The sequence below is a fragment of the Desulfobulbaceae bacterium genome (assembly GCA_013792005.1).
Taxonomy (GTDB): Bacteria; Desulfobacterota; Desulfobulbia; order Desulfobulbales; family VMSU01; genus VMSU01.
Map to the genome: position 1 here is coordinate 1 of VMSU01000173.1, position 25409 is coordinate 25409.

The following is a 25409-nucleotide window of genomic DNA, read 5'->3' on the forward strand; positions in this document are numbered from 1 at the left end:
CCGGGGGCGATTACCAACGTGCCGTTATAGGCAGGGCTAGCAACGATCAGATGGCAAGTGGTACAGGCGTCGTGAACCTTCGGATCACCCGTACTTACCGGAGCAGGCTTGCCAGTGAGGGCGGCAGTCAGGGTGTGACAACCGTTGCAGTTGCCAGGGGTATCCTTGACCAGATTCACATGATCGGAATTAGCGTGGCAGGCGTTGCAGTTGTTAACATTGTAAACGATGCTGCCGGTGTTGTTGTGATGGATGCCACCGATAGAGGCAGGAGTCACATCGGGATCAGCGACATTATGACAGGTCAGACAGGTAACGCCGGTGTACGGGGCTGCGCCGATACCGAGGATAGCATTGCCATCGCCATTGGCGCCGACCTTGGCGGTGCCTGTGCCACCGGAGGCAGAGGTATGACACATGGTGCAACTATTCTTATGGATACCAACGACCACGCCCAGTCCGCCATCGTTATGACACCCGCTACAGCTCGCATGGTTTGCAAAATGACTGACAGAATGCCCGCCGTGAGTAGCCGGAGTCTGTTTAGTAGCATGACAGACAAGACAATCAGTCGGATTGGCCTTGGCAGTAATTGCATTCTTCACATCTTGACGGGCGCTGCTGTGACATGTGCCGCAATCGCCCAGATGTTCGGCATAGACCGAGGCCCAGGTGGTAAGACCTGAAGGGCTCGGGATATGGCAAGCGCTGCACAAAGAACCTGGCGTTGCTTGCGCCTTATCCGTGGCTGCCTGCAACACTGTATGAGCATGAGTATGGCTGACAAAGTACTCGCCGTGACAGACCGAGCAATTACCGCCACCACTATTGCCAGTGGCCGAACCGATCAAGACACCGGTCACGGCATCATGGCAAGCATTACATGAATCATGAACCTTTGGATCGGCCGGATCTACCGTGGCTCCAACTGCGGTGTGACAGGTAACACAATTAGCATAGGCTGAAACCTTGATACTATGATCAGATCCTGGATGGGAACCGACAAAGCCCAAGGTGTGACAAGCATCACAGGTACCGCCGCCGTTATTGCCGCCGTCACCGCCGTTGGGCATAGCCTGAGCCCGACCATAGGCCGCTCTCAAATCACCGTTAATTTCATGGCATGTAGAACAGGTATCATGGACTTTATTGTCCCCCTGAGAGACTGGTACAGTAGTCGCGCTGCCCTTGGTCCCGGGATGGCAGCCGGCACAGGCTGCGGCATCACCAACCAGAGTAACATGGTTTACATTCTTGTGGTTGGTAAAGTAACTGCCGTGACAAGTGAGACAATCACCAGCTATGATTGCTACCACATTGGCCGGCAGTAGCTGATTTGAAACCGGATTCAAGGCCGCCACCACTAGCCCGGAACGACTTGATGTAGTTCCGGCAAAGGCGACCGTGGTGGTGCTTGCGTAGCTTCCATCCACCGTAGAAGTTCCGGTCTGAACGGTCATACTGCTATGAGCGCTGGTTTGCTCAAGCGCCGAGCTTACTCCGAAATCAGCATTATTAACAGTCTGACCAGCAAGAGCGCCTCCATTGGCAGCCACATACACTGTTCGCCCGTAAGCTTTATAGGTTATGGTTGAGCCAAAGGTGATGCTTGTTGACCCATTGTTATTGGCCGCGCTGCTATTAATCGGGGTCGTCTGATCAACACCGGCGTATGCCCCCCATTTGACATGGAGACCGGTAACAGTCCCGGTTGAGATACTCCAAGTAACGGTCAATTGTTTATCGCCAGAACCCAAAGTCACAAGTTCAGACTCTTTCAGATAGCCCATCCACACATGCTCACGATTCGCAACCGTTGTTACGTCAATTTGTTGCAATCCTATGCCATCATAAGTAGCGCTCACTGTAGGAGTTGCATTGCTCGAGGTCTCCATGGCTACCGCCACCATAAATATACGATCACTGCCTGTACCAACCGTAAAGGCAGGAATAGTGGCGCCAGTAGCGCCACTGATCGTACCGGGGGCTGAAGAATGTACATTGCTCCAGCCATTCAGTTCAGCCACCGGAGTGATGGTTGAAGTACGCAGCAGACCGTTTGGTGCATGGCAGGCAAAACAGCTGTCATGCTTTCTATTATCTGCCGGGTCGCTGGGGACGCCATTGACGGAGCCTGCCGTTTCCGAGTGGCAGTTATTACAGGAGGACTCGCCAGCAACCCGCGTAACGTGACTTATGGCTTTGTGGTTACTGAAGTACTGACCGTGACAACCAGTGCAATCCCCAGCAGAATCCATCGCCACTACATCAGCCGCCGTGGCCGGATCATTCGCCGCTGCCACGCTCAGCAAGGTGCCATCAGGCTCATGACAGGTGGCGCAGGCATCATGAATCAAATTATCATTAGGATCGACAGGCGTGGTCGTACTGGTACCGGCGCTGCCATCGTGGCAGATGATGCAGTTCCCATTACCGACGACAAAGGTGGTGTGGTCTACCGGACCGAGAACCACAGTCGCTGTCACCGTAGCTGTAGCAGTTTGGCCAGCGGCATCCCGGATGGTGTATGTAAACACCTCAAGGCCCGTGAAGAGGCTTTGCGGACTATAGCTCAAGACCAAGCTCTGTCCGCCTTCGACAATCTCGACCGTCCCGTCTGACGATGCCGGGGTAACGGAGATGATAGTGATCGTATCACCAAAATCATGATCGTAATCATTGGCCAGCACATCGATAATATTGCCTGTGCTCCCCTTGAGAATACCGGATACCTTGTCGTTAACAGCCACCGGCGGATCATCAATGCCATCGTCATTATAGACGGTAATTAATGCGGTCGCGGTATCAGCGCCATCGCTGATGGTATAGGTGAACCGTTCAACACCTTTGTAACCAATCGCCGGAGCATAACTGATAGTATTGCCGACAATGGTGGCCGTGCCACCGTTGGAAGGCGCACCCACCCTGTAAATACTCACGGTGCCAAGATCGGGATCACTATCATTGACCAGGACATCAAACATCTGGGCGCCGATAGTGCCCATGGGCAGGCTATAGTGATCATCAACTGCTGTCGGAGGAATATTGGTCATTGGCAGCAACGGACTCTGAGTTACGCCCCAATTATTAATCTTGTAACTCAGCACCGAGCCTTCTCCAGGAGAGGCGCCGGTATAGATCACCACATACGGATCATAACCTGCCCCAACCAGGGCATTGTCACTTACCTGGCATAGATAATTCGGAGAACTCCAAGTACACGGGTAGTCAACATAGGTCCCGGAACCATTGAGCCGCATCTTGGGCATTCGGCCATCAGTGCCCACCTGGACATAGACTCGCAATCTGTCCGGGCTTCTTGAGAGATCCCAAGATGAGGTCCTGGTGCCTTGGGTAATGGTTCCTTTCTTCGGCGGCGGCCAGGAAGGAGTGATATCCTTCACCAAGGCTGTAACATCGCCATAGTTATTGGAATGAACCCGCACCTGATACGGGAAGTTTGCAGCAGGAGCGATCAGCGACCATTTATTGCCTCCCATATTACTGAAGGGGACATTATAGTTAGTGGCATAATCCGCCCACAACACGGTACTGGTCGTGTTCTGAACCTCGACATAGAACTCGGACCCGACACTGCTCGGGTTCCATTCCGCCTTCAGCACCACCAAATGGTCCTTGGTGTTCTTGACCGTGACAGTCTTGTGACCTGGCACCGGTTGGGAATTTGAGCTCAGCTCCAGCGTCGGAATATACGTAAGCTGGCTTACCTCATACTCCCAACGGCCCTTCCCTGTTGACCATGTCATCGGCGTGCCACCGACATAGACCTGAACCGCCTCAAGACCATCGTTGATCGCCCATACGGTTAACACCTTAGTGACCGGATTCCAGTCGGCCTTGGTAACCGCAATCTTCTCGCCGTAAGGTCCGGGCTGGGGCAGGGATATATTAAAGTACGGCACCGAAGTATAAGGACCATCCGCAGCGCCAAAGAGGTTGTACGAAACTGGCGCCAGCATCCGATCCGCAAAGCCGGTGGCAGGAGTCCGATAAGCAGTGCCATAGGTTGGAGTGGCAGTTTTACGCCAGATGATAATCTCTTCACCCGAGAACAGCTGCCCTGCGGTCTTCATAGCCATGGCCTTGGAGGTTAGGCCGGTATCCGTATTCAATGATGGCAATGTCGTCCGCCCAAAATAATCACTGGTGGAATAGTAGCGGCGATAGTTATTGGCGCCGGTACGTGACGCAAAATAATCCCCAAAGCGACGGAAGGTCTCGATGCCCGGATGATAATAGAGTGCCACCCGTGGCAGCATGTTGGCAACATCAGAATTACTGCCGACATCATTGATCATTGAGGTGTTAAGGATGGGAGCACCCGCCCCCTTGGCATTATCACCAGGGAACCCGTGGAACGGCTTCACTATCGGAGCCGTCGGGAAGGCCGGATTCATGCCGGAATGACAGGCGAAACATGAGCGATAATCAAAGATTTGGATCGGGGTCTGAGTCGCGCTTATATTGGGAATATTATGCGTCAAACCAGACTCCATGCTTGTTGGCCGAATCCCGGTGGCCAGGCTAAGGTCAAATTTCTTGATCTCAAGCTCGGTGCCGGTGGAGTTGATATGACACCCCTTGCAGGCCATCTGTTTCGGAGCATAGGAACCAAGTCCACGTGCCGCATGACAGTAAGTACAGTCACCTGCTTGGGACTGCTGGGTCTTGTGATGGAATGAGGTGTCTGTATGACAGTCGCGGCACATTCCACCAGTTGCCGGCAGGCCGATTCTAAGAACAGGAGGCGCCACATGACAGAGACCGCACTTATTATTATGGACATCGGCTACCGTGTCGCTGGTTCCAGCGGGGTCATGACATGAGTTGCATGGTGACTGCATGAGCACAAAACCCAAGCCCGAATGATCCGGTGCGACCCAATGACCGGGAACAATTGCCATGGTGGCTGGCTTTGGCGGCTCATCCGTCGAGGCAAAGGATGCATTGTGACAGGTTGAACAGAATATTTCAGTTCCCTGCTGGCCACTGTTGATAATCGAGATAAAGCGCGAGTCTGCATGACAGGTATCGCAGGTCATACCCCGGTCATCCACATGATCACTGACGTTGTTGATTTCATGACAACTATCGCACTGCTGCCCAAGATCATCAAACAAGACGGAGGCATCGTGCTGAACGCGATGCAACGCCTCATTCTGTGTTCCATGGCAATTGGAACAAAACACATTTATCTCAGCCGTACCTGTGGCAATGGTGTCAATAATGGTCTGGTCCGTACTGTCATGACAAGTTCCACAACTAAGACCATAGTGGGTGACATGTTCAATCACCATATCCTCACTGTGACACGGCGCGCATTCGGTTGACTCGAACTTGACATAATAATGATTCACTGAGCCCACCACGATCTCTCGACTCATATCGGATACGTAATGACTCTTACTCACCGTACCGCCGCCAGCCACAGTTGAAGTAACCGATACCGTCTCCAGATACGTCAGGGATGGCACAGTCAGCTCCCAACGCTTGACCACGCCATTCCAGTTCATCGGCTGATCAACAATTTGCGTACCATAGGTCAGGGTCATGGTCGCGTTCTGCAAATACTGGTTAGTTACGTAAACAGTCAATTCGTTGTTGCCAGCCTCGTTCCAAACGGTACGCACAAAATGCAGTTTTTCAGGGAATGGTCCTGGAGTGGCGATATTACTGAAGTATGGCACACTGAAGCTGCCGTTCGGCGCACACTGATTTTCAGGGTCATTAACCGGATCGACACAAGGGACACTGACGTTCAGGTGAGCGACTGAGCCCCAGTTCCAGGGCTGAGTTCCCCGGCTGACGTTACGCATAAAGAAACGACCACGGTTGTAGGAATCGGTAGACCGTGTGAGGTAGCGCAACCAATCCTGTGGCTTCCTGAAATCGTTTTTGAAATCATTGAAGATATTACGACCCGGTGCGTTACGCAAGGTGTCATAGGGGAAGGTGGTCACGTTCATCGGATCCGGGGTCGGGTATTCAGTGACCTGCGGCTTAGCATGACGGACCTGACGGACGCTATGACAAGAGAGACAACTGCCATAATTGTAGACATTGATCTTCTCACCGCTGGTGATGGTGTGAGAAGCGACAATAGTCTTGCTCACTGTTGCCGCCCCATTGATATTGATCGATTGCACCCCGTTGGGGAAGGTGATGGTCGCATTCAGCGGATTCACGACATTAGTAAAATAAGAGTTCTTATAAACCACCAAGCCGGTGCCAGTCTGCTCGACATGACACTCACGGCAACTCATCTGATAAGGAAGCGGGTTAGGCATCGATACGTTGTAAGTGCCCTCCCAACTCGGACGAGGATCGGCATGACAATAAGCACAGTCACCTTTCTGGGCATGAGAGTTAGTGTGATGCTCATAGACATGACAACTGGTGCAATTCTGCTGCTGACCAAGGAGACCATTGGCGATAGCGGTAATAACTGCCGGATTGTCACTCTTATGACAGACAGAGCAGTCATTAGAGTGAACTGCGGCAATTTGAGTATAGTTGGCATTTGGATGACACGGGTTACACGATGGCGTGCCAACAAAACTGACATGGGTTGCGTCATGGTGGATGCCATGACAATGCATACAATCACCACCGGTAATCCCGATCTTCAGAGTTGGCGGAGCGCCGTCATGACAGTGCGTGCAGCTGCCATTGTGGATCTCGGAAACGATGTTGGTGCCGGTGTGGCAGACCAGACACTGGGGCGAATGCTTGATAGTAGCATGATTGCCGCCGCCCGGATGACCGAATGCCTTTTCCACATGACAGGTAACGCACTCCTTGGCACCAGGAGTATCAATGACATTGGCGATGGTAATACCGGTGCCGATACCGGTCTCTCGGGTCGCGGTGTGACAGGTGTTACAGGAATCAAGGCCTGAACCTGCAATAGTGTGCAGAGAATCGATATCGACCATATCCGCCAGCGGGCCATGACAGGTGTTGCAGGTCCCGGTAATACTGATTGATGCATGATTGACGGCCAAGTCATGACCCACCGGATGACACTCGGCGCAGGTGTCAGGGTTACCGTCGCTGATAGCAGCTATGACATCACCCCTGACACTGGTATGGCAGGTGTTGCAAGTATTATCATCAACCAGATGTGCAATCTCAATACCGGACCAGGTGGCAAGCTGACCATGACAACTGTCGCAACCGGTGTCTGCCGTAACATTGTGAGTCATTGAGTGAGGGGCATGACACTCGGCACAGGAATCGGCATTGCCATCGTTAATGGCGACAACAACCTGAGATCGGACACTGCTATGACAGGTGGCGCAGGCCCCGCCGCTGGCTGGCACATCGTGCAGGGCTTGGATCGCCATCCAGGTGCTGAGATCGCCATGACAGTCGGCACAACCAGTGTTTGAGCCGACGTTATGGATTGGAGCAATCGCGTTGTGTATTGATGTAAAATTAGCATCATGACAGCTGATGCAGGTGTTCGGATTACCAAATCCTGGATCCAGAGGCCCATGACCAAAGGCAAGACTGGTTGGCTTCAAGGTGTAGTCCCCGGTATCCGGGGCAGTGTGGCAATCATAACAGTGACCAAGATGGGTCTGGGCCACCGGATCGATACTGCCGCCCTCATGACAGACACTGGTAACGCAGCCGGCGGCAACGGTAACATATCCGGGAGTGACATGGTTCATGTGCTGGTTCGGCGCATCCTTATCGGCATGACAGTTAAGACAGTTGGTAGGATTAGCGCCAAAGGTGATCACATCAGGGATAGTGGTCCCGGTAGCGTATGTCGGGTTGATATCTCTGGTGGCATTATGGCAGGTCCCGCAATTATTGAGATGGGTCTGCATCACATTTGGCCAGTTCCCGGCATGATGACAGTTAGAGCAAGGCTGGCCATTAGCCTGACCAAGATCGGTTACCGGATTAACATCCACCGTATGGTTAATTGTGCCACCGGCTAACCCATGATCATGACCCGCAAAGTACACAGTATGACAGTTCTTACATTCGCCGGTGCCGTTCAAGGCCGAACCGATACGGGCGCCGGTGGCAGGCGCATGACAGGTCTGGCAGCCACCTATCGAATGCACGTCTCCACCGACAGTAAACGGTGAGATGGTAGCGCTATGGCAAATCACACAGTTAGCGGTCTTCGGACTTGAGGCAATATTGACCGCGACCGTTGCAGCATGGCTATGGCTGTGAGCATTGAAGTAAGCAGCATGACACTGAATGCAGGTGCCACCCGAGCCCCCATTGACCGTGGCATCACCAAGACCGTTAATCCCTACTCTGCGGCTGCCGTTGGCAGGATCATGGCAGGAGGCGCAGGAGGTGTGAACCGAAGTGACCCGGTCCCCGGTGTGGCAGGTAACACAAGAGGCAGTGGTCAGCACTGTAGTGACATGACTATGAATGTGCTTGTTGAAATACAGGGTATGACATCCACTACAGGTGGCCCCCTTGATGATATAAGTCGTATTCAATCGGTTTGCCGGATCTTCCAAGGCCGGTGGCGCAGTGTGACAGTTAGTGCAACGATTGGTGTGGACTGCCATCGGACTGTTGGCAACGTGGCAAAGTGTCACGCATGCCGGATCATCAAGAACGATATCGAGTCCCGCTGCCGAATGATCAACTGAGCCATGAGCGGCAGGCGCCTGTTTATCAAGGTGACAGGCAAGACAGTTCACTGCCGCCTGGTTGGCGTTCATAATCACCATCTGTACCGTGATGCCGGTCGGTGCCGCCGGGTTGATATCACGAGTGGAATTGTGACAGGTGGTACAGATATTCAGATGGGAGTTTAAGATGTTCGGCCAGTTCTGAGACGAGTGGCAATTAGAACATGGCTTAGCATCCGTCTGACCAAGGTCGGTCGTCAGATTAACCTGCACAGTATGGTCGATTCCCCCCCCGGTAGAACCATGGTCATGACCGGCAAAGGCGCCAATATGACAATCTTTACACTCTCCACTACCGGTGGTGGCAGCGCCGATCCGGACGCCGGTAGCGGCGGAGTGACAAGTCAAGCAGCCATTTACTACATGAACCTGACCGCTACCAATAAACGGTGTAATTGCAGCGCTGTGACATCCCACACAGTTGACTGTTATCGGAGTTGAAGCGACATTAACTCTGACCGAGGCGCTATGACTATGGCTATGGGCATTGAAGTAAGCGCTATGGCACTGAACACATGTGCCGCCCATGCCGCCATTGACCGTGGCATCACCATAGCCACCTACACCAACTCGACGAAGACCATTAGCTGGGTCATGGCAAGAGGCACAGGATGCATGGACAGCCGTAATCCTGTCACCACTGTGGCAGGTCACACAAAGTGCTGTCGCTATTACTGTTACAGTATGATTGTGGCTATGGCTGTCAAAGTAGGTCGTATGACAATCGGCACAGGCGCCACCGCGAACAATCGCTGTAACTTGCGGCCTGTTTACCGGGTCTTCAATAGCCGGCGGCGCAGTGTGACAATGTGAACAAAGGTTCTTGTGGACGGCAAAGGGGTTATTGGCTGCATGGCAGGCAGCAACGCAGTTCGGCGTGTCTAGAAGGATGCCGGTAGCAAGATGGTCAACCGGCGTATGAACTGCCGGCGCCAATTTGTCCTTATGGCAAGCAATACAGTTAACAGTAGCCTGATTGGCATTGGCAATGACCATCTGCACGGTGACACCTGTGGGTACTATCGGGTTGACATCGCGGGTAGTGTTGTGACAGGTGGTGCAGTCATTACGATGAGTGGTCAGGATATTCGGCCAGTTCTGGACCGAATGACAGTTGGAGCAGGGCTCATAATCAACCATGCCGAGGTCGGTCACCGGGTTGATCTGAACCGTATGGTCGACGATACCGCCACTGCTACCATGATCATGACCGGTAAAGGCCCCGGCATGACAGTTCTTACACTCGCCGCTGCCGGAAATGGCCGAACCGATACGGGAAGCGGTGGTGGCTGAGTGACAGGTCAGACAACCATTAACGGCATGGACTTGACCGGCCCCGACAAATGGTGAGGCGGTAGCGCTATGGCAGCCCACGCAGTTCACCGTTGTTGAGGTAGCGGCAACATTACCCGTGACCGTAGTGCTATGACTATGGGTATGGCCATTAAAGTAAGCGCTATGGCACTGGGCACAAGTACCGCCCGCGCCACCATTGACCGTGGCATCGCCACGACCGTTCACTCCCACCCTGCGATTACCGTTAATTGGATCATGACAAGAGGCACAAGAGGCATGGACTGTCGTAATTGCATTGCCGGTATGGCAGCTGACGCAGAGCGCGGTGGCTGTCACCGTAGTCGCATGGCTGTGGATGTGACTATTGAAATAAAGGGTATGGCAGCCAGTGCAGGTAGCGCCCCTGAGGATGGTGGTAACCTCTGGCCGATTAATCGGATCTTCGAGAGCAGGCGGCGCGGTGTGGCAGTTGGTACAACGGTTGTTATGAACCCCCATCGGATTATTGGCAGGATGGCAGACCGCCACGCAAGTCGGAGAATCAAGAACGATACCAGGTCCAGAACTTGAATGGTCAACAGAAACATGGGCCGCTGGACCCGCCTTATCCACATGACAGTCAAGGCAATGAATCACCCCGGTATAGCTGGTAATAACATATTGCACCGTAGTCCCGACCGGTGTCTTGGCATTGATATCCCGAGTGGAATTGTGACAGGTAGTACAGATACCAAGGTGCGAAGAGAGAATATTGGGCCAGTTCTGCACCGAATGACAGTTGGAGCAGGGCTGGGAGTCAATCTGCCCAAGATCAGTGACCGGATCAATTGCCACCGTATGATCGACAGCCCCGCCGGTGGCGCCGTGGTCATGGCCGGTGAAATACAGGGTGTGACAGTTGACGCACTGCCCAGTCCCATTAAGAGCCGACCCCTTAAGGGCTCCGCTAGTGATAGTGTGACAGGTGGCGCAACTGCCAGCAGCATGAACCTGACCTGCTCCAATAAACGGAGAAATTGTGGCGTTATGACACCCTGCACAGTTAACAGTTGCCGGACTGGTGGCCGTATTCTTCTTAACAGAGGCGCTGTGATCATGGTCGTGACCATTAAAATACGCAACATGACAGGTAGCACACGATCCACCACTACCACCGTTGACCGTAGCGTCACCGTTGCCGTTGGTGCCAACAATGCGAGCGCCGTTGACACTGGAGTGGCACATGAAACAGTTGTTGCTGTGCACTACACTCACGCTGTTACCTAAATGACAGGTGACGCAGAAGGAGGTGGCGGTAACAGTCGTCGAGTGATCATGTCCGTGCGGTCCAGTAAAATAGTTAACTCCATGACATTGGACGCAGGTAGAGTCAGGGGTAATGGCAATCACCCGTGGCCGATTAGCAGGATCCTGGAGACTTGGTGGATTGGTATGACAGTTCCCGCACTTGTTGGAATGGACGGTCATCGGGTCGTTGCCCCCATGACAGCCTACACAGAGAGGAGTATCGAGTATATGACCAAGACCTTCAGGTGCGGCTCCATGATTTATTTGAAGATGGGTAGCCGGCGCCTGTTTGTCCATATGACAGCTCAAGCAATTCACCGTACCCTGGTTCGCATTTTCGATGACCATTTTCACCGTGGTGCCAGTCGGTGCTGCCGGGTTGATGTCACGACTGGCATTATGACAAGTGGCGCAACCTCCAAAATGAGCTGTCATAATATTCGGCCAGTTCTGGACCGAGTGACAATTGGAGCAGGGCTGAGAGCCTGCCTGCCCAAGATCGGTAGTAAGGTTGATCAGCACGGTATGATCAACCAAACCGCCTGTCGTGCCATGATCATGGCCGATAAAATATCCGGAGTGGCAGGTGACACATTCCCCACCACCGGCAACCGCCGGAGCCTTAAGCGAACCGTTGGTCGTAGTATTGTGACAGGTAGCACAGCCATTAACCGCATGCACCTGACCGGCGCCAATAAATGGTGTGACGGTGGCGATATGACAGCCGATGCAGTTGGCCGTAGCGGGTGTCGTGGCCAGGTTCTTTTTGACCTGAGTAGCGTGGTCATGGTCATGGCTGTTAAAGTAGCCACTATGGCACTGAGCACAGGTACCGCCATTGCCGCCGTTGACTCGGGCATCCCCGTTGCCGTTTCCGCCATTGATCAAAGCGCCGTTAACACTGGAATGACAAAGAAAACAGTTATTGGCATGAACAGTCGTGATGATACTGCCAGCATGACAATTTACGCACAGCGCGGTTGAAGTAACAGTCGTGCTGTGATCATGTCCATGAGGGCCAGTAAAGTAGTTAACCCCATGACATTGAACGCAGGTTGAGTCCGGGGTAATGGAAACTACTCGCGGACGATTAATCGGATCCTGCAGATTCGGCGGATTGGTGTGACAGTTACCACACTTGTTGGCATGAACTATCATCGGAGCATTGACACCATGACACCCGACGCAGAGTGGAGTGTCGAGGATATGGCCAAGACCTTCAGGGGCGGCTCCATGATTGATGTGCAAATGGGTGGCTGGAGCTTGCTTATCCATATGACAGTTCAAGCAATTCACTGTGCTCTGGTTAGCATTTTCAATAACCATTTTCACCGTAGTGCCAGTGGGCGCCGCCGGGTTGATGTCCCGGTTGACATTGTGGCAGGTGGCGCAGCCGCCGAAATGGGTGGTCATGATATTGGGCCAGTTCTGGATCGAGTGGCAGTTGGAGCATAGTTCAGCATCGGTCTGCGACCGATCGGAGATTGGATTAATCTGGACGGTATGGTCAACCGAGCCACCGGTAGCGCCGTGATCATGGGCCGTGAAGTACGCGGTGTGACAAGAGATGCACTCTCCGCCACCTGCCACAGCCGGAGCAACGAGAGAACCTGTAGCCGTGTTATGGCAGGTAGCACAGCCTTTGGCATTATGGATTTCACCAGCGCCAATAAAGGGCGAGGTAGTGGCAGTGTGACAACCCACACAGTTGGCAGTTGCCGGGGTGGTGGCAACATTCTTCTTCACCTGGCCGGTGTGAGCATGGTCATGGCTGTTGAAATATCCGAGATGACAATCAACACATGAGCCACCATTTCCACCATTGACCCTGGCATCCCCATTCCCGTTGACGCCATTGATCCTCGAACCATTGACGCTGGAATGACAAAGGAAACAATTGCCGTTATGAACCACGCTGACTGTGCTGCCAGCATGACAGTTCACGCAAAGCGGGGTGGAAGTAACAATTGTGCTGTGGTCATGTGCGTGGAGGCCGGTGAAATAGTTGACACCATGACATTCTATACACGTTGAATCCGGGGTGATAGCGACTACTCGCGGACGATTAATCGGATCCTGCAGATTTGGTGGGTTGGTATGGCAGTTACCGCACTTGTTAGCATGAACTACCATCGGGTTATTGGCCGCATGACAACCGATACAGAGCGGGGTATCGAGGATATGACCAAGACCTTCAGGGGCGGCGCCATGATTGATGTGCAGATGGGTAGCGGGAGCCTGCTTATCCATGTGACAGCTGAGGCAATTCACTGTGCTCTGGTTGGCATTTTCAATAACCATTTTCACCGTGATGCCGGTCGGGGCCAACGGGTTGACGTCCCGACTGACGTTATGGCAGGTGGCGCAGCCACCAAAATGGGTGGTCATGATATTCGGCCAGTTCTGAACCGAGTGGCAATTAGAGCAAAGCTCGGCATCTGTCTGTGAACGATCAGATGCCAGATTGATCTGAACGGTATGGTCAACTGTGCCACCAGTAGTACCATGATCATGGCCGATGAAATAGGAGGTGTGGCAGGTGATACACTCGCCGCCTCCTGCAACAGCCGGTGCAATAAGAGAGCCATTGCCATCTGTGTTGTGGCACGTGCGACAGCCTTTAAGAGCATGAGCCTCACCGACACCAATAAAGGGCGTGGTGGTGGCGGTGTGGCAGCCCACACAATTGGCCGTCGCCGGAGTGGTAGCCACGTTCTTTTTAACCTGATTGGTGTGGCTGTGAATGTGAGCGTTAAAGTATGCCACATGACACTGGGCGCAGGTTCCACCATTGCCGCCATTGACCGTAGCGTCTCCACGTCCATTGACTCCGACGCGACGACTGCCATTGACAGGATCATGACACGTAGCGCACGAGGTGTGAACCGCACTGATTACGTTACCGGTGTGACAATTGACACAAAGTGCCGTCACTGTCACCGTACTCGCATGGCTGTGGCTGTGGCTGTTGAAATAAGTGGTATGGCAGCCAGTGCAGGTGGCTCCACGAATGATGGCCGTGGCCTTAGGCCGATTGGTCGGATCTTCAAGTGTTGGTGGCGATGTGTGGCAGTTGGTACACCGATTATTATGAATGGCCATCTGGCTATTAGCCGGGTGACAGATTGCCACGCAGGTCGGAGCATCCTTAAGAATATTTAGCCCGGTCGGAGAATGATCAACAGAGAGATGCGCGGCCGGTCCTGTCTTATCAAGATGGCAGTCAAGGCAATGGACAACTCCGCTATAATTGGTGATGAGGTACTGCACCGTCGTGCCTACCGGAGTCTTGGGATTGATATCTCGGGTAGTGTTATGGCAAGTAGTGCAGATACCCAGGTGAGTGGATAGGATGTTTGGCCAATTCTGCACCGAGTGACAGTTTGAACAAGGCTGAGAATCAACCTGACCCAGATCAGTCGCCGGAGCAAACGCCACCGAATGGTCAACGGCTCCACCGGTAGACCCATGATCATGGCTGGCAAAATAGCTGGTGTGGCAGTTGACACACTGACCAGTGCCATTTAATGCCGAACCACTACGCGCACCGTTGATTGGGTTATGACAGGTGGCACAGCCACTTGCGGCATGAACCTGGCCGGCTGCGACAAAGGGTGAAGTGGTGGCGTTATGACACCCTGCACAGTTGACAGTGACAGGCGTAAGCGCCGTATTTTTCTTAACTGAAATGCTGTGATCATGATCATGGCCGTTAAAGTATGCTGTGTGACAGGCCGCACAAGAACCGCCATTACCGCCATTGACCGTGGCATCGCCGTTGCCGTTAACACCGACAATCCGTGACCCGTTAGCACTGGAGTGACAGAGAAAGCAATTATTGGCATGGACAGTGACGATGATATTACCAGTATGACAATTGACACAAAGAGTGGTGGCTGTAACGGTGGCGGAATGATTATGGCCATGGGGGCCGGTGAAATAATTGACCCCATGACACTGAGCGCACGTCGAATCCGGGGTAATGGCGACTACCCGCGGACGATTGATCGGATCCTGCAGGTTTGGCGGATTAGTGTGGCAGTTACCGCACTTGTTGGAGTGCACAACCATCGGCTCATTAGCCGAATGACAACCGACACAGAGCGGGGTATCGAGAATATGACCGAGACCTTCAGGGGCAGCCCCATGATTAATGTGGAGATGAGTAGCTGGCGCTGTTTTGTCTAGGTGGCAGTTCAGGCAGTAGACATTGCTGTGATTGGCATTATCAATGACCATCTTCACCGTGGTGCCGGTGGGGGTCACTGGATTAATGTCACGGTTGCTATTATGACAGGTGGCGCAACCACCAAAATGGGTAGTCATGATGTTCGGCCAGTTCTGGACTGAATGACAATTGGAACAAAGCTGCGAATCAGTCTGCGAACGATCTGTCACCGGGTTGAATAACACACTGTGATCAATCGTGCCGCCGGTGGTGCCATGATCATGGCCGGTAAAGTAGGTGGTGTGGCAGGAAACACACTCACCACCGCCAGCAACTGCCGGCGCAATAAGAGAACCGCTACTGATATTATGACATGTGGCGCACCCCTTTTGAGCATGAACCTGACCTGCGCTGATAAACGGAGTTGATGTAGCAGTATGGCAACCGACACAGTTGGCAGTTGCCGGACTAATCGCCGTGTTCTTCTTGACCTGAGCTGCGTGGTTATGATCGTGGGCATTGAAATACCCGAGATGACAGGTGGCGCATTCGCCGCCGTTGCCGTTGTTGACGGTGGCATCGCCATTGCCGTTGACCCCTGCGATCAAAATGCCGTCGGTACTGGAATGACAGTGGAAGCACGTATTGTTGTGCACCACACTAACGATATTTCCCGAGTGACAGGTAACACAAAGGGCAGTGGCAGTAACAGTCGTCGAGTGATCATGACCATGCGGTCCAGTGAAATAGTTAACACCGTGACATTGAACACATGTGGAATCAGGGGTAATAGCAACCGCCCGTGGCCGACTGGCTGGATCTTGCAGACTTGGCGGCGTAGTGTGGCAGTTGCCGCACTTATTGGAGTGGACAGTCATCGGGTCATTGGCCGCATGACAGCCGACACAGAGCCGAGTATCAAGGATGTGACCGAGGCCTTCAGGTGCAGCTCCATGATTAATGTGGAGATGAGTGGCTGGCGCCTGCTTGTCCAGATGACAACTCAAGCAGTTTACTGTGCCCTGATTGGCGTTTTCGATGATCATCTTCACCGTAGTGCCTGTTGGGGCGGCTGGATTGATGTCGCGGTTGGTGTTATGGCACTCAAGGCAGCCACCGGTTTTATGGACAGCCAGGATTTCAGCAAAGGTGCCAACCGTATGGCAGTTGGAACATAGTTGACTATCAGCCTGACTGATATCTGTCTCCGGGTTGATCTCGATGGTATGATTGACCGTACCACCGGGTGTCCCATGATCATGGCCTATGAAATAGGCAGTGTGACACGTGATACATTCCCCTCCACCAGCTACGGCAGGCGAGACGAGACTGCCATTACCCGCCGTATTGTGACAGGAGGCGCATCCCTTAACAGCATGGACCTCCCCTGTGCCAATGAATGGAGTGGTAATCGCGGTGTGACAGCCGACACAGTTGGCAGTAAGTGGGGAAGACGCCAGGTTTTTCTTCACCTGGTTGGTATGGGCATGGTCGTGGCTGTTGAAATAGCCCGCATGGCAATCAGCACAGCTGCCACCACCGCCACCATTGACCATAGCATCACCGTTGCCACTGGCGCCAACGATCCGTGACCCGTTGACATTGGAATGACATAGGAAACAGTTATTTTTATGGACTCCTGTTATCGTGCTACCACTGTGGCAATTGACGCAGAGAGCAGTAGAAGTAACCGTTGCTGTATGGTCATGACCGTGCGGTCCGGTAAAGTAATTCACACCATGACATTGGACACAAGTGGAGTCCGGGGTGATGGCAATTGTCCGCGGCCGGTCGACTGGATCCTGCAAGTTTGGCGGGCTGGTATGGCAGTTGCCGCACTTATTGCTGTGAACCGTCATCGGGTCATTGACCGCATGACAGCCGACACAGAACGGGGTGTCAAGAATATGACCGAGACCTTCAGGTTGTGCTCCATGATTTATGTGCAGATGAACGGCTGGGGCAATTTTATCCATGTGACAATTCACACAATTCACCGTTGACTGGTTAGCGTTGGCAATAACCATCGCCACCGTGGTGCCGGAAGGTGCAGCTGGATTGATGTCACGGGTGGTGTTGTGACACTCGACACAACCGCCAGTCTTATGAACAGCTAAAATCTCGGTGAAGTTGCTAACAACATGACAGTTGGAGCAAGGCTGTGAGTCAACCTGGCTCCGGTCGATGACCGGGTTCAACTGAATGGTATGATTGACGGCACCACCAATGGCCCCATGATCATGAGCATTAAAATAGGTGCTGTGACACGCAACACACTCTCCCCCGCCGATAACAGCCGGGGCCTTCAATGCTCCGTTTGTCGTATTATGACAGGTGACACACCCTTGCGGAGCATGAACTTGCCCAGCGCCGATAAATGGCGAGACGGTTGCTGTGTGGCAACCGACACAATTGGCAGTCAACGGAGTGGAAGCCAGGTTCTTCTTGACTTGAGTGCTGTGACTATGAGTATGGGCGTCAAAGTAATCGACATGGCACTCCGCACAGGTCCCGCCATTACCGCTATTGACCGTGGCATCGCCATGGCCGCTGACGCCTGAGATCCGCGAACCATTTGCCGGGTTATGACAGAGAGCGCAGTTATTCATGTGCACGGCCGTAATTCCATCTCCTGTATGGCAGCTGGCACAGAGTGTAGTAGGAAGAATCGAAGCGGCATGGCTGTGGGTATGTCCGATGAAATAGCCGGCATGACAACCGGCACACGTCCCTTTTGCAATTGCTGTAACGAAATTTCGGTTCACAGGATCCGCCAAGGTCGGGGTAGCCGTGTGACACTTGGTGCAGGTATTGTTATGAACCGTCATCGGATCGTTAGCCGGATGGCAGCTTGCGACACAAGAAGGAGTATCGGTAACATGACTCAAAGCGCCCTGCCCTGTGGCTGAGTGATTCACCAAACCATGAAGTCCTGCCCTATCGTGGCAGATGAGGCAGCCGGTGGGATCTGCGCCAGCGCTGATAACCTGCTGAATGGTGATGCCGGAGGTAGCCGTCGTCAATCTGGTCTCATTGTGGCACAGACCACAGGAGTTATTATGCAACCCTAAGATGCCGATCCAGGTATTGGCAAACTGGCTATGACAGGTGTTGCACAATTGCCCCTGGGACTGATCGATACCCACTCTTTGAGTAATGGTGTGGCTATGACTGTGACCGGCAAAGGTCCCGGTATGACATCCGCTACACTCGCCGGTGGTAGTCTGAGCCGAGCCTGTACGGCTACCGTTACTTGGGCTGTGGCAAGTGGCACAGCCCAGAGCGCTATGGACCTGATTAGGCGCAGTGCCAATAAATGGAGAGGTCGTGGCGCTATGACACCCCACACAGTTGTCTGTGATTGGGCTAATTGCACTGTTAACCTTGACGGTTACGGCATGATTATGGACATGACCGGCAAAATAGGCCGGATGGCAGAAGGTGCAGGTGCCTGAACCATTGACAGCAGTACCATGACCGTTGACACCGGCAATCTTCACTCCGGTTATCGGGGTATGGCACAGGGTGCAGGTCCCGATTGTCCCGTTGCCGTGAACTGCAGTAATGATGTTACCGGTATGACAGCCGGTGCAGGCAGCGATTCCGGTTACCCCATTATGATCCTGAACCAGGTGATTTTCGTAAGTACTCAAATACGGGGCATGGCATGTGGAACAGTTTGATGCAACTCCCGCGTTGATAACATCTTTCACTTGCTGACGAACGCCCGTATTGTGGCACGTAGCACACGGACCTGGCGGGCTGTTGGTGGGCCGGTCATGCAGATCAACAATCTGGTTCGAGGTGGCTAGTGAACCGTGACAGTTGTTGCATTGGGCACTGGCCAAGGTTATCTGATGACTATCGGCCTGAATATGACCAACAGAATGACAAGTAACACAGGTGACAGCCACCGGTGGGGGCGTGCTGGTAAAGCTTTGACCTTTTTCAACGGCATCCAAAACCTCCTGGCGGAGGGTATGGCTGTGACAGACGATACAGTCTCCCCGGTGAATAGCATAGACATCCCCCATATCAGCTGCGACATGGCAAGCAGTACAACTTGCGGTGATGGAGACCATGTCATGCTGGACATTGGTTGGTGGGGTCGGATGGTAAAGGGTATCCTCAACTCCATGACAGTTGGTGCAATCTTGTAATTGTCCGGCGATACCATTAATTATAGAGTCTTTGACCTGCTGCCGCGTGCTGACGTGGCATTTGATGCAAGAATTTTCATTGCCGCTGAAGGTCATGACATGGAGCACACCGGTCGCCCCAGGATCAAGGCTGTAATGGCATGAAGAACAAAGCACATTAGTGCCAAGATTGTCCATATGGCCGCCCCAAGGCTGAATATGACAGATCGTACAATCCGGTGGCGGATCATCGAACGGGTTATGGGGCGGCTTTTCCGTGGTATGGGAAATAGGCAGATTGATCAGATTATAATGGTGGCAGGATTCACAGTTAATGACGCGGCTACCGGCCTTGCCATCATCTATCGAAGATACAACTTCACTGGCAATCGTCCCTTCGTAAACGCAGGATGGTTCTGTCGGCAGGCATGTGCCATCGACCGTGTAGGAGTGACAACTGGCACATTGGTAATTATGGGTCTCATAGAAACCGGAAAAGGTGGTGGTTGAATGGCACCCCCTGCAATCCCTGAGGATAAAAGTAGAGCTGTTCATCCCGTTATGAGCAACATCGCCATGCTGGATGCCCCCAGCAACCGGATGACAGGTTTCACAGGTGATCGGCGTCGGATTGCTGTTACGGCTCCGGCCTGCCTCAATAGCATTTTTAACCTTCTGATAACCGCTACTGTGACAAGTCTGACAATTGGAAAGATGGGTTGCGTAAATGTCAGCGAAGGTCCCGCCGGCATGGGCGGTATCTCCGGTTGCAAAATGGCAGGTGATGGCGCAATTGGCAGTCGTACTCAACCGGTCATGGCTGGCATCGCCATCATGATCGACAATGGTCGAGTGGCAGGTGGTGCAGGTATTGACGAGACTGTTTTCCGGCACATAATGACCTGCTGCGCTGTCGATCAAGGTAATCGGAGGAGTAGCGGAGGCGTGACAGGTATAACATTTCTTTACATTATGGAGCCCGTTCAACAGGCTACTCTCGGAGTGGCACTCGGCAGTGGCGCATTCAGGAGTCACGGAGACATAATCGGTGTGCAACACATAATGGATAGCAGGCTTTACTTTATCGGCATGACAATCCAGACAACCCGTTTGCAGGCCATCGGCTATTACCTGGGCCACGGTCCTGCCGGTGGGAGCCCCTGCATTAATGTCACGGGTGGCCTTATGACATGTGGCACAAGAACCGCCATTGGCTGGGATGTCATGTAACGCCTTGATATCGTCCATACCAGCAAATGGTCCATGACAATAATCACACGCAGTACCCGGCTCTTCCTGAGCCAGGTCAGTTGGCTTGACAGCAACAGTATGGGTAATGTAGCCGCCAACAGTACCATGGACATGGCCATCAAAATACACTGGATGACAGCTGGAGCAAGACCCTGAGCCTCCGGTAGCGTTACCCCATCCCCGGTTACCATTTTTAAGCGTACCGTTAGTAATAATATTAGTGTGACAGTTGGCGCAGACTCCCTTGTGAGTATCAGCGCCGGTAATCTTATCCGTAATGTGGCAAGCAACACAGGTAGCAGTGCTGGCTATGCCGTTATGGTCTTCTCGCTGATGACCGGTTTGGAAATTGACGACATAAGCGCTGTGACACCCCCCACAACTGACTGAAGCGCCAATGACATGCGTCGAGGCGTTACCCCAGCCGTTAAGGCCATTAATCAAGCTGCCATCACTTGCTGAGGCATGACAATTCAGACATTCGGCAACAGAACCGTTGCCGTGGACATTTTTCAGGATATCGCCACCATGACAGGAGGTGCAGTTGACAAGTCCCGAGATAACGGCGTGGTCTTCGAACTGATGACCAGCCCCGAAATCGGTGTCATAATCGGTGTGACAGGTAACGCAACCACCGCCTTGACCACCGTTGATGTCCTCATAGGGCGCCTTCAAGGCCCCCCCGCCCTGCACACTGAGATGACAGGTGCCACATCCGTTGCCGCTCTTATTATGAATAGACAAGACATACATCGCGTCGTCACCCTGGCCTACTTGATCATGGCAGGAAACGCACTTGGCACTGCCTGTGACCTTACCGAGCGCAACATGATCGATGTAGCCATGACCAGTCTGGTTATAGCTATGGCAAACCACACAAGTGGCATCCGTCGTGCCATCCCTGCCATTGGCTATAGCGCTAGTGACCGTGGCTTTCAGGGGGAGTCCTTCAGAGTTGGCCTGGGTGGCAGCATTATAGCTATGACAAAGGGCACAGGAATTTCCGGTAATTCGACTGTGCAGGGCATCGACATCTGCCTGCGAAGTCAAGGCGCCACTGCCTTTTTGACCAAGGTTTGAGGAATCGCTGCTATGACAGTTGGAGCAGTTGATTCCAGTGCCAAAGGAGATAGGCCGGTGATCGTGCACCATTGTGGTATCGTGTCCTGCTGCGCCATGACAAACAGTACAACTACCACCACCAAGATGCCCGGTTGCGCTTCCGGTAAGACTGAAGTCGATTGTGCTGTGGCAGGCGTTACAATTATTTTTATGGACAACGACAATCAGATCGGCGGAGCCGGAAGGATCATGACATGCAGCGCAGGAAGGGGTATTCGTGACATAGCCTTGTGCCAAATGATCAGGCATCACATCAAGCGGGTGGTTGGTTGTCCGATACCCGCCATGACACTCCCGACAATAGATGCTGACGCCACGTTTTCCCCAATAGATCTTATCTTGATAGCTGGTGTTGTTGGGGTCGTGGCAAGAGGTACAGGTAATGGGGCCGTTTTCCGTGGTCCTGCCCATATGCTCTGATGCCCCGTTGCTGTTATGGCAGGCAACGCAAGACAGGGCAGGAGTGTCGTCGAACTTGATATAATCATGCTGGGCGATATGCGGGGAGGCCGGGTTGATCAGAGTATGACAGAACTGGCAATCACCAGGACCATTTACTGCGCTACCTTTAAGAACTCCGGTCGTGGCGGTGTGACAGCTCACACAGATATTTTTATGAATATCGGCAATAAGATTGGTTCCCGTATGACAACTGGTCGTGCAGCCAGAACTCTTAGTCAGCCGGGCATGGGTCGGAGGGAGATGATTAGTATAATTTGTGCCACGTGATTGATGACAGTTAACACAAGCCCCAGCGCCCTTGGTGGCATCGCCGTTGGCTGCCGAGACCAGAATCCCAGTGCCTGGAGTATGACAGGTGTCGCAAGTTCTGGTCTTATGGATGCCGGATGCTCGATCACTCTCTTTGTGACAGGAGACGCATGACGCCGTAGCCAGGATACTTATGGTATTATGGTTAACCGGACCCTGATGGTTGGTGAAGGCAGCATCGTGCGCCGGATGACAGCCGGCACAGGTATTGGGCCCACCGGAGGCATCACCATAGGTCCCGGCGATCAACACCCCGGTAGTCTGGGCGTGGCAAGTGGCGCAATTATTGGTCTTATGGATTCCGATTGCCCGGTCAGTCTCGTTGTGACAGCCGACACATTTGGCGGTTGCCTGCAGCACCGGTGTATCGTGCTTAGGTTTCACCGTCACCACGTTATGATTAAAAGGGATGTGGAAATAGAAATCAGCGGCATAGGATGTATGACAGCTGGCACAATCACCGCGACCATTGACCGCCGTGCCACGCCCATCAATACCCACCATGAGAACCCCGCCGTCGTTCTTATTATGGCAGAGGTCACAGTTATTCTTATGCAACTGGGGGTTAATGACCAGATCCCCGGTCTCAGAGTGGCAAGTTTCACAGGTACCATTGGCTGTTGCCTGAACCTGGCCAACATGGTCATTCTTCTTAAGATGAGTATCAAAGGTCTTACTGACGTGGCAGGTGGTGCAGATATTGGGATTGCCATAACCTGGATTTTGATCAGCATGGCCAATGGCGCTGCCAACCATTGTCACTGGGGAAACCAAGCCGGTGTGGCAGGTAGTACAAGTGTTGTGGAGCTTAGGATCGTTCGAGTTGGTAGTAAAGGTAGCGGAGTGACAGTTTCTGACACAGGTGGTGTTACCTCCGGTAACAAAGCGACTGTGATCCGGGATATGGCGGGTAGTCTTATCGGCATGACAATCGATGCAAGTCAGGGTCACATTGTTAGTGGCGCCGGCCTCGGCAATAGCAGCGGCAATGGAACCATAGAGCGGATTGACTGATGTGATCCCGCCGTTGGTTCGAGTTGAATTGTGACAGGTGGTGCAAAGCCCACTGCTGCTATGTCGTGCCTTGATATTGTCCCAGGTTTCAACTTGACCGTTATGACATAAGAGTCCGCACCCTTCTCCATCAGAAAGGTCTCGGACCGGGTCGTATTGCAACCAATGGGTGATCTGTTCGGATGCCCCGTGCCTGTGTCCGTTAAAGTAGCTTGAATGACACTCGCCGCATGGCGCTGAGGGAGAGGTGAAATTAGCAGCGCTGCCAATGAGTGAGGCATTACTAAGGTCGTGACAGTTGGCGCAGACGCTTGGCTGTCCTGATGGGATTATGCTATGAACCTGTCCTGCACCAACAAAGGGAGCAGCCGTGGCATTATGATTATGACAGCCTAAACAATTCTCTGTGGGTTTAATCGGATTCTGGGGGATAAGTACGGTTGCTGTGTGATCGTGCTGGTGACTGCTGAAATCGCTATAAGTACTATGGCAGTCCTTGCAGGTTCCACCACCTAAGGGAATAGCCGTGACGTATTTGCGGGTCGTGTAGTCTGCCAGGGCAGGAATGGTCTGAATACTTTGGTGACAATCAATACAAACACTGTGGTGAACCTGAAGCGGATCGTTGGCTTGGTGACAGGAGCTGACACATTCGGGGGAATCAAGAACATACTGAAAACCCGAGGCACCATGATCCGCACTATTGATATTCTTCTTAAAGCCATTAGCTGCGACATGACATGCGGTGCAGACGATTGAGGTGTAATGGTCGTCGCTCGTACCATTTTCCAACCAATAGATAGTGCTCTGATGACACGCCTGACAAATGCCTTGCCGTGACAGAGCAAGGTTGGCGACGAAACCACCTATCTTGCCTGAGTCATAGTTAATGAACGGATCGAAGAATTTGACATCGTGAGAAGCCGCCCCGTTTCCCGTCGAGATGATATGGCTTTTTATAAGCTGACCGTAAATCAGACCAAAGGTGTTAGAGGTTGGATTTTGAGTGGTATTGATCTGCTCCGGGTCCAGAATACCTTGGACAACGATGGACTGGGCCGCACTGTTGACGGAAAAGATAGAGAAGGTATTCAGGGCGTTGCTGCTGTCGTGAACCAAGGTCAGCCCGGTTTGCGGTAACGAGAAGTTCTTTCGTTCCCAAGTGACGACATTCGGGTCAATGCTATTCGGGGTCTCCCACTGTTGACTATGCGCCGAAAAAGTGGAGTAAGTAATGGTAGTCTGACCAGCCTGCGGTGAATTGGGCACGACAGAGGAAATAATACCGGTAACCAAATAGAGGGCTGTGGGGTTACTGGTTCGCCACGAAAGCTGGCTTTGCCGGTGTGGATCATGGCAGTCGGTACAGGCTGTCACCCATGGCCCGTATTTTACTCCAAGGATATCACTCGAGTGTGCCTGCATAATAGAAATCTGAGGATCAGAACCATCATGACACTCAAGGCAGAGACTATTAACTTTATTATTGTATGTTGTGGTGTCGAATGCCACTAGAGGAGAGAATTGCCACCAGAGAGAATATTTATGGCATGAACCACAAGAAACACTGAAGGTTTCGTTGTGTGGGGCGTCTATGACAGAGGCCTGAGCAATTCCACAAAGCAGGGATAAAAGAAAAGCAGTAACAACAAAGAGCTTTTGCAT

Annotated in this window: 1 protein-coding gene; it reads right to left on the minus strand. The window is 52.8% G+C overall.

Translation table 11 applies throughout. The features are described 5' to 3' along the window. Positions 1-25409 (minus strand): hypothetical protein (locus FP815_11060; GenBank protein MBA3015473.1); only part of this gene is annotated, 25409 nt, incomplete at its 3' end.